At 68.0% G+C, this 13,704-nt stretch carries 15 protein-coding genes; all 15 read left to right on the top strand.

Features of this window, described 5'->3' with window-relative positions; genetic code table 11:
- Positions 1 to 71: 71 nt before the first annotated feature.
- The 15 genes from E3O62_RS05685 (at position 72) to csrA (ending at position 13,120) form a co-directional block, all read left to right on the top strand.
- Positions 72 to 422, top strand: a complete 351-nt coding sequence (locus E3O62_RS05685) for an HPF/RaiA family ribosome-associated protein (RefSeq protein WP_134395487.1) — start codon at positions 72 to 74, stop codon at positions 420 to 422.
- Positions 423 to 497: 75 nt separating this feature from the next.
- Complete coding sequence (locus E3O62_RS05680) at positions 498 to 2,093, top strand: ABC-F family ATP-binding cassette domain-containing protein (protein WP_134397834.1); 1,596 nt, start codon at positions 498 to 500, stop codon at positions 2,091 to 2,093.
- A 442-nt stretch (positions 2,094 to 2,535) separates the two neighbouring features.
- On the top strand, positions 2,536 to 2,847 hold the full coding sequence (locus tag E3O62_RS05675) for a flagellar FlbD family protein (RefSeq protein ID WP_134395485.1): 312 nt from the start codon (positions 2,536 to 2,538) through the stop codon (positions 2,845 to 2,847).
- Positions 2,847 to 3,704 (top strand): motility protein A, encoded by an 858-nt coding sequence (locus tag E3O62_RS05670; protein WP_134397833.1) that lies wholly within the window; start codon positions 2,847 to 2,849, stop codon positions 3,702 to 3,704. Before E3O62_RS05675 ends, E3O62_RS05670 begins: the two co-directional genes overlap by 1 nt.
- Entirely contained in the window at positions 3,701 to 4,636 is a 936-nt protein-coding gene (locus E3O62_RS05665) for a flagellar motor protein MotB (protein WP_134395483.1), read from the top strand. Before E3O62_RS05670 ends, E3O62_RS05665 begins: the two co-directional genes overlap by 4 nt.
- 61 nt (positions 4,637 to 4,697) lie before the next feature.
- On the top strand, positions 4,698 to 5,585 hold the full coding sequence (locus E3O62_RS05660) for a flagellar motor switch protein FliM (protein WP_134397832.1): 888 nt from the start codon (positions 4,698 to 4,700) through the stop codon (positions 5,583 to 5,585).
- Positions 5,582 to 6,286 (top strand): flagellar motor switch protein FliN, encoded by a 705-nt coding sequence (fliN, locus tag E3O62_RS05655; RefSeq protein WP_134397831.1) that lies wholly within the window; start codon positions 5,582 to 5,584, stop codon positions 6,284 to 6,286. The genes E3O62_RS05660 and fliN overlap by 4 nt, the downstream gene beginning before the upstream one ends.
- Positions 6,287 to 6,802, top strand: coding sequence for a flagellar biosynthetic protein FliO (locus E3O62_RS05650; protein ID WP_134397830.1), 516 nt, complete (start codon positions 6,287 to 6,289; stop codon positions 6,800 to 6,802).
- Between the two features lie 50 nt (positions 6,803 to 6,852).
- Entirely contained in the window at positions 6,853 to 7,647 is a 795-nt protein-coding gene (gene fliP, locus E3O62_RS05645) for a flagellar type III secretion system pore protein FliP (RefSeq protein WP_134397843.1), read from the top strand.
- Entirely contained in the window at positions 7,647 to 7,922 is a 276-nt protein-coding gene (fliQ, locus tag E3O62_RS05640) for a flagellar biosynthesis protein FliQ (RefSeq protein WP_104099307.1), read from the top strand. Before fliP ends, fliQ begins: the two co-directional genes overlap by 1 nt.
- Positions 7,922 to 8,680, top strand: coding sequence for a flagellar biosynthetic protein FliR (locus tag E3O62_RS05635; RefSeq protein ID WP_134397829.1), 759 nt, complete (start codon positions 7,922 to 7,924; stop codon positions 8,678 to 8,680). Before fliQ ends, E3O62_RS05635 begins: the two co-directional genes overlap by 1 nt.
- A complete protein-coding gene (locus E3O62_RS05630) occupies positions 8,681 to 9,805 on the top strand; it encodes a flagellar biosynthesis protein FlhB (protein ID WP_134397828.1) in 1,125 nt (374 codons plus the stop codon).
- Positions 9,802 to 11,853 (top strand): flagellar biosynthesis protein FlhA, encoded by a 2,052-nt coding sequence (locus E3O62_RS05625; protein ID WP_134395477.1) that lies wholly within the window; start codon positions 9,802 to 9,804, stop codon positions 11,851 to 11,853. The genes E3O62_RS05630 and E3O62_RS05625 overlap by 4 nt, the downstream gene beginning before the upstream one ends.
- Positions 11,828 to 12,850, top strand: coding sequence for a hypothetical protein (locus E3O62_RS05620; protein ID WP_134397827.1), 1,023 nt, complete (start codon positions 11,828 to 11,830; stop codon positions 12,848 to 12,850). Before E3O62_RS05625 ends, E3O62_RS05620 begins: the two co-directional genes overlap by 26 nt.
- A gap of 9 nt (positions 12,851 to 12,859) precedes the next feature.
- Complete coding sequence (csrA, locus tag E3O62_RS05615; protein ID WP_134395475.1) at positions 12,860 to 13,120, top strand: carbon storage regulator CsrA; 261 nt, start codon at positions 12,860 to 12,862, stop codon at positions 13,118 to 13,120.
- Positions 13,121 to 13,704: the final 584 nt, after the last annotated feature.

Here is a 13,704-nt window from a genome sequence, read left to right as displayed (position 1 = left end):
CGGCGGGTCGTCAGGCCGCACATTTTTGCGCGCCATACTGGAGTGACCGACGTTTCAACTGAGGAGCAAAGATGCAAATCCTGGTCAACACCGACAACAACATCGCGGGTACGGACGCAGTCGTGGCGGAGGTGGAGTCCTCGGTCGAAACTGTTCTCGCCCGATTCAGCTCCCGGTTGACGCGGGTCGAGGTCCACCTCAGCGACGAGAGCGCAGGCAGGGCGACGACCGACGACATCCGTTGCCTGCTCGAGGTGCGTCCCGCCGGGGGTAACCCCCTCGCGGCAACCGACCATTCCGCCACGATGGCCGGGGCCGTCAGCGGTGCGCTGCACAAGCTGGCCAGCGTGCTCGAGACCACGTTCGGTCGCATGGACGACCACAAGGGCGCATCCGCCATGGGTGACGACCACACGCCCTGAACGGCCTGTCCGACACGGTAAAGTTGGCCGTCCGCCTCGCCCGGGGGCTGAACCGAACCCGAGAGGACGGCCACAGTGAGCCTGATCAGGCTGAACGACGTCAGCATCCGTTTCGAGAACACCCAGATTCTGCGTGAGACCTTCTTCCGACTGGAACCAGGCGACAGGGTGGGACTGATCGGCCGCAACGGGTCAGGTAAGTCGACGATTCTCAAGCTGGTCCTCGGCCAGGTGAGCGCGGATGCCGGCACCGTCACCCTCGAGGCCGGCACCCGGGTGGGCTATTTCTCCCAGTTCTCCGAACTGAACGGCGATTCCACGATCACCGAGGTGCTCGACGGCCTGTTCGCCCCGATCAAGGCCCTCGAGGCCGAGCTCGCGTCGATCGACGCCCAGATCGCGGCGGATTCCGCGCAGAGCGCCGAACTCGACCGGCTGATCCACCGCCAGGCCGCGCTGTTCGAAGACATGGACCGCCTCGATGGTTGGGACTACCCGCGGCGTATCGATGCCGCGCTGACCACCCTCGGGTTCGACGAGGCCCACCGCGTCTGCGCCATCGATTTGTTGTCTGGCGGTTGGCGCAACCGGGCGGCGCTGGCGAAGATCCTGCTCGAGCGGCCCGACGTGCTGCTCCTGGACGAACCAACCAACTACCTGGACGTCGCCGGCGTCGAGTGGCTCGAGGCCTGGTTCCGCTCATTCCGCGGTGCGGCCATCATCGTCTCGCACGACCGCCGGTTCCTTGACGGAGTCGTCACCCGCATCATCGAGGTCGAGAACTACCACCTGCACGAGTACCCCGGCAACTTCGGCGACTACGTGGTGCAGAAGCAGTTTCGCCTGAAAACCCTCGAGCAGCAGTTCCTGCACGAGTCGGAACTGCTCGCTTTCGAGGCGGAGGGGATCAGCGACCGCCGCGAGGCCGCAAAGGCTGCCAGCCGCACCCTCGACAGCCAACTCGCGCACATCAAGAAGACCCGCAGCCCGCGGCCCGTCGACACGATCATCACCGAGATCTACGGTGGGCTGCATGTGAAGGACTCACTCTGCCGCATCGAGTCACTCAGCAAGTCCTACGGCGAGAAGGCGCTGTTCACCGATCTCACCTTCGAGATCCGACGCGGCAACCGCATCGTGGTCCTGGGCTCCAACGGCAGCGGCAAGACCACCCTGCTCCGGGTACTGGCGGGGGAGGAGAAGGCCGATTCCGGCGAGATGGCCTGGGCCTCCGGCGCCGCCGTGGTCTCCTACAACCAGGTGCTCGACGGCCTTGACGACGATGACACCGTCAGCCACTCCGTGAACGCGATGCCGGGCAGTCTCGCCTTCACAGCGACCCGCAAGTCGGTCAACCGGTTCCTCGCGATGTTTCAATTCTCCGAGGCCGACCTCAAGCAGAAGATCGGCAACCTCTCCGGCGGGCAGCGGGCCCGCGTCGCCATGGCACAGTGCTTGCTGTCCGGGGCCGCCGTGCTCCTGCTCGACGAACCGACGAACCACCTCGACATGGCCAGCACCCAGGTGATGGAGCGCGCCCTCATCCACTTTCCGGGGGCCGTGGTGGTGGTCAGCCACGACCGGTTCTTCACCGACAAGATCGCCACCCGGCACCTGATTTTCGGCAGCGAAACGGCCACGCCCGGCGAGATCCTGGTGCGCGCGGCGTAACCAATTCGACGGAGATTCTGGCTCTCCGCACTCCTCCGTCGGTGCCGTCCCGGCGGAGGAGTGCGTGCGGTCAACTCAGGACATCCGGCGGCCGGGTTGACCGTCCGCCGCGGACCTGTGCGGAAGCAGACCGGATTTCCGGCTCGGCCAGACGGATCTCCTGAGTTGGCCACAATCGGCGACGGATGTACCGCAATGCTCGTGCGGTCCGGACATCGACCTCCCGTTCCGTTCGACCCGAACCCATTCGACGGAGATTTTCGGGGTGAAGCACTACGACGGTCAGGAAAGCCACACCTGCGCGCGCCGCGACGGATGTGGTCGTCCGGCTTTCCAGGTCAGGTCACGGGCTCGATGCGGCCGGCAGCTAACGCGCCCGGGCGGGCGGCCGACAGTGAGGCGTAACGGTTGCTGGAACCGTTCTGAACCCAGGGTGGACACCATGATCGTTGTGACGCGGCTGAACAACAGCCAGTTCGCGATCAACCCGGACCTGATCGAGCGCATCCACGCGAGCCCCGACACGACCCTGGTCATGGTCGACGGCGCCAAGTTCATCGTCACAGAGACCCTCGACGACGTCATCGAGAAGATCGCCCGGTTCCGGGCCCATGTGATCTCGCTGGCCTACCTGACGTCGGACGCCGACTATCGGCCGGGCATCCGTTCGCTCGAAATCGTCGAGGGGCCGCACTTGATCGAGGAAATCATCGAACCGGGCAGCACGGTTCCCGCCCGCCCGCGGAGGCTCTGATGGATCCGGCAACCCTGGTCGGCATCGCCATCGCCTTCGGCTCACTCTTCGCCATGATCACCCTCGAGGGCAGCAGCTTGCACTCGATCCTTCTGCCGGCACCGATGATTCTCGTCTTCGGCGCCACCATCGCTGTCGGCATCGCCGGCGGCACGATCAGGGACGCAATTTCGGCGTTCAAAGCCGTGCCCGCAGCCTTCATCGGCAAGACCACCCCGCCGCAGCAGGTCATCGACCAGGTGGTCGGCCTCGCCGAGAAGGCCCGCAGTTCCGGTCTGCTCGCCCTCGAGCAGGAGGCTGATAACGTCGCCGACCCGTTCCTGCGTGGCGCCCTGCAGAACATCGCCGACGGTACCGACGGCGATGAGCTGCGCATCCTGCTGGAAGACGAGCTCGCGACCGCCACCAAGGAGAGCCGCAACGCTGCCAAGTTCTTCACCAGCCTCGGCGGCTACGCGCCCACGGTCGGCATCATCGGAACCGTCGTCTCGCTCACGCACGTGCTCGAGAACCTCGACACCCCGTCCACCCTCGGCCCGATGATCGCGGCCGCGTTCGTCGCGACCCTGTGGGGCCTGCTCACGGCCAACTTCCTCTGGCTGCCGATCGGCAGCCGGCTCAAGCGCCTCAGCGACATCGAAGTCGAACGGATGACCCTGCTCCTGGAGGGTGCGCTGGCCGTGCAGGCAGGCAGTCAGCCTCGGCTCCTCGGCGAGAGACTGCGCGCCATGGTGCCCGCGCCGACCTCCGCCAGGGCAGGCAAACCAGGCAAAGCGGGCAAACCGGGCAAAGCGGGCAAACCCGGCAAGGGCCCCAAGGCGGACAAGGCGGACACGTCTCTGCCGAAGGCCGCATGAGCGGGCACGGCCGCGGGCGGAGCCGCCGGCGGGGCCTCGAGGAGGAGCACGTCGAACACGTCGACGAGCGGTGGATGGCGTCGTACATGGACATGGTCACCGTGCTGATGTGCATGTTCATCGTGCTGTTCGCGATGTCCTCCGTCGACCAGGAGAAGTTCCTGCAGCTGAAGAACTCGCTCGCGACCGGGTTCGGGGCCACCGACGTCGGCAAGGTCGACACGGCCAAGGGTGTGGTCGTGACCACGGACAAGGTCGCCCAGTCCGAGGTGACCGGGTTCACCGACATCGACCTCGCGGCGGCAGAGGTCACGGACCTCACCGCGGTAAAGGACGCCCTGCAGGCCGCAGTGGATGCCCAGGGCGTGGCCCAGGAGGTGCAGTTCACCATTGACGAGCGCGGTCTGGTCATCGGACTGATCGGCTCCGAGGCGTTTTTCGAACCCAACCTCGCCAACCTGAGCCGCCAGGCCGTGCAGGTCCTCGACGCGGTGGCGCCGATCCTCTCCGCCAACACCCGCGAGGTCAAAGTGGAGGGCCACGCCGACCGGCACGGCGTCACCACCAACTACCCCACCGACTGGGAGCTGTCCGCCGGCCGGGCGACCGCCGTGCTCCGCCGCCTGGTCGAGTTCGGCGGCGTGGGTCAGGAACGGATCTCCGCCGTCGGCTACGGCTCGGCCCGGCCGGCCGCGGAGGGCGCCGATCTGGCGGCCCAGGCGCAGAACCGACGGGTCGACGTGGTGCTCCTCTCCAGCCAGCCGGAGGCGGTGCGCACGCTGATCCCCGACATCGTCTCGGGTTTCACCGTCGTCGGCACAGAACCTGCTGCAGACACGGGAACCACGGAAACCGTGGGAACCACGAAGAAGGCGAAAACCACGAAGACCGCGGGAACCGAAGTCGACAAAGACGCGGAAAAAGCACACTGAGCTGCTAACCATCCGTTTTCCCTGACCGATAGTCCTCACCGTGACGGTCCAGGAACAAGCAGTGATTGGTGTGCCCGCTTCGGCGAAGCGCACGGTTGAGGTGTACGACTTTCGTCGCCCGACAACGCTCGCACGCGAGCACTCCCGGGTGCTCGAACTCGCCTTCGAAACCTTCGCGCGCCAGTGGGGCACCCAGCTCACCGCCAAGGTGCGCGTCATGTCCCAGGTGAAATGCGACCACGTGCTCATGCGCACCTACGACGAATACGCGTCGTCGCTGCCTGCCACGACCGCCATGGTGCTCTGCCCGGTGAGTGGCATCTCCGCGAAAGCCGTCGTGCAGTTCCCGACCTCCGCGGCCCTGTCCTGGGTGAGCCACATGTTGGGCGGAACCGCGGTCACCATGCCGCCGGAACGGGCGTTCACCCAGATCGAGCTGGCCCTGGTGCGCCGGCTCATGGACGACGCCCTCGAGGACCTGCGGTACTCGCTGGGTTCCCTGCTCGTGCACACGATCACCGTCGGCGGCATCCAGTACAACTCCCAGTTCGCCCAGGCCGCAGCCACCGCCGACCTGATGATCGTCGCCAGCTTCACGATGCGCATCGGCGACGCGTCCTGCGCCGCCACGGTCGCCCTTCCGGCGGAGGCACTGTTGCCTCAACTCGTCGAGTCGGCTCCGGAGGCCGGAAGTGCCGATCCGGCCGACCTGCTGCGCGCCCAGCTGGCCCACGTCCCGGTGGATGTCTCCTTGCAGCTGACGCCCGCGCTGGTTCTGCCCAGCGTCGTGCTGGGTCTCGCCGTGAATGATGTGCTGCCCCTTCCGCACCCCCAGCACCGCCCGCTCGACGTGGTCGTCGACGGCCACACGCTCGCCCGCGCCGCCGTCGGTTCCAACGGCTCCCGGCTGGCCTGCATCGTCATCGACACCGAGGAGTCCACCCCATGACCGTCATCCCCATCGCCGTGCAGACGGCGGCCGTCGAGGCCCTGCTGGACGTGCTCCCCACCGTGACGCGGCTCCGGGCCGAGCCCTGCTCCGGTGCCGCTCTCGCCGGCCGGCTCGGCACCGCCGCGGTCGCCTCCTTCGTCGGCGTCACCTCCGCGGATCTCGCCGTCGTGCTTGCGGACCCGGCCGCGCTCGACTCCGCGTCCGGCCTCGATTCCTCGCTGATCTCCCGTCAGGACGTCCTGCGCCCGGCGTTGGAGAGCGCGTCCGGCGTCTTCGGGATCGGGGTCCTGGGGGACACCCGGTCCGACGACGCCACGGCCCTGTTCGCGGATCCCGCCACCAGCGTCTTCGAGCTGACCGGCGACGGCCAGATCACCGGCTGGTTCGCCGTGCGACTGCGTGACAACGGCGTCTCCACCGGTGCGGCCAGCTCCAGCCAGTCCGTGTCCGGCAAGCTCGGCCGGATCAACAGCGTGCAGATGGCGTTGACCGTGGAAATCGGGCGTACCCGCATGTCGGTGCGCGACGTGCTCTCGCTCGAACCGGGCGCCGTCATCGAACTCGACCGGTCCGCCGGGGCTCCCGCGGACATCCTGCTCAACGGCCGGCTGATCGCGCACGGCGAGATCGTGGTCGTGGACCAGGACTACGCGGTGCGGATCACCCAGATCCTCGATGTGGCCGAAAGCCTGACCTAGGTGGACACCATCCTGGTCGCGCTCCGGGTGGCGCTGTCCCTGGCCGCCGTGCTGGGGCTGCTCTGGGTGCTCCAGCGCAAGCTGACGAAGGGCACCCTCGGTGGCCGCACCCCGAACCTGGTCACCGTGGTGGGCCGGCAGGGCGTCGGCCAGAAGGCATCCGTCGTCGTCGTCGACATCGAGGGCCGCCGGTTCGTGCTTGGCGTGACCGAGCAGTCGGTCAGCGTGCTGCACGACGGTCAGGCGCCGACGGATGCCGCGGCGCCCCTCACCGCCGCCTTGGCCGCCACCCTTCCCGGACGTCGAGGGCACCACCCCGCGGCCGACTTCGCCCGCGAGCTCGACCAGGCAACGCACGCCGCGCACGCCGGCGCCCCTCACGACGGCGAGGAACTCACGCCGCCGCTCATCCTCCGGCCGCGCCGGGACCGCGCCACTCCGGGCCGGATCGGCGGGTCGATCCTGTCTCCCGCCACCTGGCAGCAGACCGCTGCCGCCCTCCGGCAGGGCCGGTGACGCTCGCAATCGTGCGCCCGGATCGAAACCGGGACATCGCCCGGTACCTGATGATGGCGGCCCTCGTGCTCGTGATCGTCGTGGCATTCGTGCTACTCGTGGCGCCGGCGGGCCATGCCGCCCCGACCGACCCGGTCACGCCGACCGACCCGGTCACCCCCACGGAACCGGGCGGCGGCGGGCTCAACGTGCAGATCAACGGCCCGAACGGCGAGCCGTCCTCGGCGATCGTGACCCTGATCGGGATCACCCTGCTCTCGATCGCGCCGGCCCTGCTGCTGATGATGACCAGCTTCACGAAGATCTTCGTTGTGCTCGCGATGACCCGCAACGCGCTCGCGCTGCCGTCGATCCCGCCGAACCAGGTACTGGCCGGCCTGGCCCTGTTCCTGTCGCTGTTCATCATGGCGCCGATCCTCACCGACATCAACGACGGCGCCCTGCAGCCGTACCTGAACGGCACCATGTCCTTCGACGACGCCGTCACACTCGGTTCGAAGCCGCTGCGCACGTTCATGCTCGCTCACACCCGGGAGGAGGACCTCGCCCTGATGACCCGGGCCGCCGACCAGCCGAACCCGGAGACCCGCGAGGCCGTGTCGCTGCTCACGCTGATCCCGGCGTTCATGATCTCCGAGCTACGTGCCGCGTTCATCATCGGGTTCGTCATCTTCGTGCCGTTCCTGGTGATCGACCTCGTCGTGTCCGCCGCGCTGATGTCGATGGGCATGATGATGCTGCCGCCGGTGATGATCTCGCTGCCGTTCAAGATCCTCCTGTTCGTGCTCGTCGACGGCTGGGGTCTGATCATCACGACCCTCGTCTCCAGTTACCGGGGTGGCTGATGGACACCAACGCCGTCCTCGATATCGGGCTGCAGGGCATCCTGATCGCCGGCAAGCTGTCCGCTCCGATCCTGATTACCGCCCTAGTCGTCGGTTTCGCCATTTCCCTGCTGCAGTCGATCACCCAGATCCAGGAGGTGACGCTGTCGTTCGTGCCTAAGGCCATCGCCGTGGCGGTGGCACTGATCATTTCCGGGCACTGGATGATCTCCGAGATGGTGTCCTTCACCGAGATGCTCTTCGCCAAGATCCCCGGCCTCATCGGTGGTGGCTGATGAACATCACCCTTGACTTCGCCTGGATCGAAGCCACCATGCTCGCGGGCGTGCGCATGGTGGCGTTCCTCGTCGTGGCGCCGCCGTTCTCCTACAACGCGTTCCCCCTGCGGATCAAGGGGATGCTCGCCCTCGGCCTGGCCCTGGCGGTCTCGCCGCGGGTCACGCCGGGCTGGGTCTCGCCCGACACCGGCGGTTTCTTCGTCGCCCTGCTCCTCGAGATCGTGGTCGGCGGCGTGCTTGGCTTCCTGGTGCTCGTGGTCTTCTCCGCCATCCAGTCCGCCGGCAACCTGGTCGACATGTTCGGCGGCTTCCAGCTGGCCCAGGGTTTCGACCCGCAGGCCATGGTCAACGGTGCCCAGTTCACGCGGCTGTACCAGATGACCGCGCTGGCGCTCCTGTTCGCCTCCGGCGGCTACCAGCTGATCCTTGGCGGCATCACGCGCACGTTTTCGGCCCTGCCGATCGGGGGCGGCATCGACCTCGCGGTGCCGATGCAGACCGTGACAGTCGCGGTCGGCCAAATGCTGCTCTCCGCCGTGCAGATCGCCGGACCGCTGATCGTCGTTCTGTTTCTCGCCGACGCCGGACTGGGCCTGCTCACCCGGGTGGCCCCGGCCCTCAACGCGTTCGCGCTCGGGTTCCCGCTCAAGATTTTGATCACGTTCACGCTGGGCGCCGCCGGGTTCGTGGCCCTGCCGCGCATCGTTGCGTCGCTGACCGATGACGCCGTCACCACCATGCTGGGGGTGAGATAGCTGTCCGACTCCGGTGAGAAGACCGAACAAGCCACCGACAAACGGATGCGCGAGGTGCGGTCCAAGGGCCAGCTCTCCAAGTCCCAGGACCTGACCGCGTGGATCGGCATCGGCGCGGCCGCCGCCATGACCCCCGTCACCATCGGTCTGGCTGCGGACGCCGGAACCGACCAGATGATCCGTATTCGCAGCCTCGTCGCCAACCCGCAGCCGGACCTCGCCGTGCAGATGCTGGTGGACTCGCTGGCCTCGATGGGAACCATCCTCACCCCGATGCTCGCGACGGTGTTCGTCGTCGTCCTCGTGGGCGCTGTGGCGCAGGGCGGCGTGCACTTCAAGAAGGTCGCCGGAAAATACGAGCAGTTCAACCTGGTGACCGGCCTCGGCCGCACCTTCGGCGGCCAGGCCGTGTGGCAGGGCGTCAAGGCGCTGCTCAAGACCATCGCCGTGGGTCTCGTGCTGGTGCTCGTGGTGCAGGGACTCGCGCCCATCCTGATGACGGCCGGGGGACTGCCCGTCTCCGTGCTGATCGGAGCGGCCGGTGACGGCGCGACTGCTCTCGTGCAGTCGGCGGTCATCGCCGGCCTGGTACTCGCCGCCGCGGACGTGTTCGTCGTGATGAAGCGCAATCGCAAGCGCACCCGCATGACGAAGAAGGAGGTCACCGACGAGAACAAGAGCTCCGAGGGTGACCCGATGGTCAAGTCGCAGCGCCGGGCCCGGCAGCTCGCCATGAGTCGCAACCGCATGATCGCCGCCGTCGCCACGTCCGACGTCGTGCTGGTCAACCCCACCCACTTCGCCGTCGCCCTCCGCTACGAGCCGGGCAAGTCCGCCCCCCGGGTCGTGGCCACGGGAGCGGGAGTGATCGCGGCGCGCATCCGGGAACAGGCGGAGACCGACCGGGTCCCCATCGTGCGGGACATCCCGCTCACCCGTGCCCTGCACAGCGCCTGCCAGTTGGGTGACGAGATCCCGGTGGAGCTCTACAACGCCGTCGCGCAGGTGCTCGCCTTCGTTCTCGCACTGAAGTCCCGCGGCTCTGGAGCCGGCGGACGCGCCGGCCACGGTTCCCGCGTGCACACCCTCGACGATCGCGTCCTGACGGCCGGAGGCCACCGATGAACAGCAATCTCGCCAAACTCGCGGTGCCGGTCGGGGTGGTCGGGATCATCCTGCTACTCGTCGTGCCGGTGCCCGCCGTGCTGCTCGACGTGCTGATCATCGTCAACATTCTCCTGGCGCTGGTCACTCTGCTGACCACAATGTTTGTCAAAAAGCCCCTCGATTTCTCCGTTTTCCCGTCGCTGTTGCTCGTCGCCACCCTGTTCCGGCTGGGCCTGAACGTGGCCTCGACCCGGCTCGTACTCGGCGACGGCTACGCCGGGCAGGTGATTGCCGCGTTCGGCGACGTCGCCGTAGGAGGGTCGCTCATCATCGGCGCTGTGATCTTCCTGATCCTCGTCGTGATCCAATTCGTGGTGGTCACCAAGGGTGCCGAACGCGTCGCCGAAGTCGGTGCGCGGTTCACCCTCGATGCCATGCCCGGCAAGCAGATGGCCATTGACGCCGACCTGAATGCCGGCCTGATCACCGACGTGCAGGCCAGGGAACGCCGGGCCGAGGTCTCCGCCGAGGCGGACTTCTACGGTGCCATGGATGGCGCGTCGAAATTCGTCAAGGGTGACGCGATCGCCGGCATCGTCATCATCATCATCAACCTGATCGGCGGCATCGCGATCGGCATGATTTCGCGCGGACTGTCCGTCACCGAAGCCATGAGCACTTACTCCCTGCTCACCATCGGCGACGGCCTCGTGACGCAGATCCCGGCCCTGCTGATGGCGGTCTCGACCGGCATGATCGTGACCCGCTCCAACGCGGAGTCCGACATCGGCGAGGCAGCCTCCGGCCAGCTCACCCAGTCCCGCAACGCACTGATGATCGCGGGCTGCGCGGCCCTCCTGATGGCCCTGATCCCGGGCATGCCGATCATCCCGTTCGTGGTGATCGGGCTGGGGCTGATCCTCTTCGCCCGCCGGATCAAGGCAGGGGAGAGCCGCGACCAGGCGGGCCGGGATGCCGGTGTCGCCGCCGAGGCGATGGCGCCCCGCTCCGACACACCCGAAGACCTGATTGAAACCATGCGGGTGCACGCCCTGGAGATCCTGTTGGCCCCTGACCTCGTCGACCTTGTCTCCGGAGCCCAGGACGATCTCCTGGCTCGCGTGCGTGCCCTGCGCCGCAAGGTTGCCATCGACCTCGGCGTGGTGGTGCCGCCCGTGCGCACCCGCGACAGCATGGACCTGCCCTCCTCCACATATTCGATCCGGATCGCCGGCGTGGAGGCCGGCCGCGGGGTCGCCCCGGCCGGCAAGGTGCTCGCGCTCGGCGACGCCCTCGACTCGCTGCCGGGCCAGGCCACGGTGGAGCCCGTGTTCGGCCTCACCGGCAAGTGGGTGCCCAGCGAGATGCGGCACAGCGCGGAGATGACCGGGGCCACGGTCATCGACCGGGTGTCGGTGCTCATCACCCACCTGTCCTCGATCATCACCGGCAACGCGGCGAGGCTCCTCACCCGCGAGGACGTGCGGGTGCTCACCGAGGGGGTGCGGCTGGTCAATCCGTCCGCCGTGGAGGATCTGATCCCCGGGCTGCTCTCCCTCGCCGAGGTGCAGCGTGTGCTGCAGGGTCTGCTCGCGGAGCAGATCCCGATCAACGACCTGCCCCGCATCTATGAGTCCCTCTCCCTGCGCGCCAAGGTGTCGAATGACCCGGAGGGCCTGATCGAGACGGCCCGTCAGGCGCTGGGCCCGGCTCTCACAGCGCAGTATCTCGACGACGGGCTGCTCCGGGTGATCATGATCGAACCCGCCCTGGAGCAGTCCATGCTGGAGGGGATGCGTCCCTCCGACCAGGGCACCCAGATCCTGTTGGAGCCAAACCGGGTCGACGCCATTCTCGGCTCGCTGAAGGAGGCGCTGGGCAACGTCGAAGCGGCCGGACTCTCCGCGGTGCTGGTCTGCGCGCCGGCGCTGCGCCCGGCTATCCGTCGACTGGTGTCGGCGCAGTCCGGCGGCATCTCCGTGTTGTCCTATCAGGAGGTCACCTCGGCGAACGTGGCCATCGAAACGGTGGGAGTGGTACGTGGAACCGAGTCGATTTCTGCTTGAGGGTTCATCCCTCCAGCAGCTGAAGGCACGCATCCTTGCCGAGCACGGGGCGGATGCGCGCATCGTGGCCGCCGAACGGGTCACCGTCGGCGGCATCAAGGGCTTCTTCGCCCGCCGGCACATCGAGGTCACGGTCGAGGTGCCGGAGCGGCGGCGGCGCGCGGCCCACTCCCGGCTCGACGTGCAGGCCCGGCTCGGCATCGCCGCGCTTCTTGACGATGCCGACGCGGTGGAAGCGGGCCTGCACCGCGCCGCGGCACCCGTCTCCTCCCCGCCCCTGTCGACCGCGACGGACGGCTTCGCCCGCCTGATGGACGAACTCACTTTCGTCACCCAGGAACCCCACCCGCCGGTGCCGCCCATTCCCGCGCCGGCGGCCGCCCAGGAGGGCGGCAGGCGCAGGGACGCCCGGCTGAGAGAGAGCGAGCAGGCGTCCGCCGAAGCGGCGGTGCCGCGGCCGCTGCCGGGTGTCGGAAACCTCGTTCTCGTCGTCGGGTGGCGGGATGCCGCGTTGCGGATTGCGCGGGAGCTGGCCGTCGCGCACGGTTCGGCTGAGGTCCTCGTGGCCGGCACGATCGACGTCGGAGCGCCTGCCGCGGCCGGGCTCGCGCGGATCCTCGACCGGCGCACGGCGCTGGAGGCACGGGCCAGGGGAGTCAAGCTCGGACAGACCGGAATTCTGGCCTTCGGTCTCGGTGCCGACCCGGCCACGGCGGACAACTACGCCGCATTGGTGGCCGCGCTCGGTGCCGAGCAGGTCTGGCTGGTCGTCGATGCCGGCCGCAAGCCCGCAGACACCGCCCGGTGGGCGGCCGAGGTTGCCCAGAGCGTGCACGTCGACGCGATCGCGGTGACGGGCTATGGCGACACCGTCTCGCCTGAGACCGTCGATGAGCTTCAGATCCCCATCGGCTGGGTCGACGGCACTCCGGCCGCGGCCAGCACCGTGGCCGGAATGCGGCGACGACTCGCGGGCCGGCCCGACCGGTCAAGCTAGGCTGGACGGGTGCTGGTTCTAACACGCAAACAGGGGGAGAAGATCCTCATTGGTGACGACATCGTCATCACCGTTCTCGACGTGCGCGGTGACAGCATCCGGATCGGCGTTGACGCTCCCCGGGGCGTGCGCATCCAGCGGGACGAGGTGCTCCGCGCCGTGACCGAGGCGAACATCGCGGCGAGTCTCGCGAGTCAGGGCGACGCCGACGGCGAGGCTCGCCTCAAGGCCACGCTCGCCCTCCTCCCCACCGCGCCGCCCGCCGAGTAGCGCGCCGCACCCAGCCGCACCCGCCCCCGTCGCGGTGGTCGAGCCTGTCAAGAGCCGGGACCAGAGCCACGCCCTGCAGCCCCACTCGCTTGCTCGGCAGTGCGATCAGTGTCTGCTTCGGGTCGTTCTCGACCGGTGGTCGGAGCCAGTACTGGTTTCCGGTGCGGGTGATCTTCTAGTGCTGGTTGTGTAGCAGCAGCAGGTGGTGCGGGTGGCAGGNGTGTAGCAGCAGCAGGTGGTGCGGGTGGCAGGGCAGTACTCCGTTGGCGAGGTTGGTGTTCCCGGTGTCCTTCAGCCACTCGTTGATGTGGTGGGCCTCGGACCAGGCCGGTGACCGGTCGCAGCCGCCCCAGAGGCATCCGCCGTCACGTACCCCCATTGCGGTCCGCTGTGCCTCGGTGAAGAGTCGTTCGTCGCGGCCGACGTCGATGATCTGGCCGTTGTCGTCGAACTTGATGCCGCGGGTTCCGGTCTCGCAGAGGAGTCGGTCGATGGTTTCCTGCGAGATCGGCACCGGGTTGCCCTCGATCTGCCCGTGAGCGGCGGGTTCGGTCGTTCCCGTCTCTTCGCCCGGGACCGACGTG

It is taken from the genome of Cryobacterium sp. TMT2-15-1, assembly GCF_004402345.1.
Classification (GTDB): Bacteria; Actinomycetota; Actinomycetes; order Actinomycetales; family Microbacteriaceae; genus Cryobacterium; species Cryobacterium sandaracinum.
Note: the sequence above shows the minus strand (reverse complement) of the source record. Positions and strands in the feature narration are given on the sequence as shown.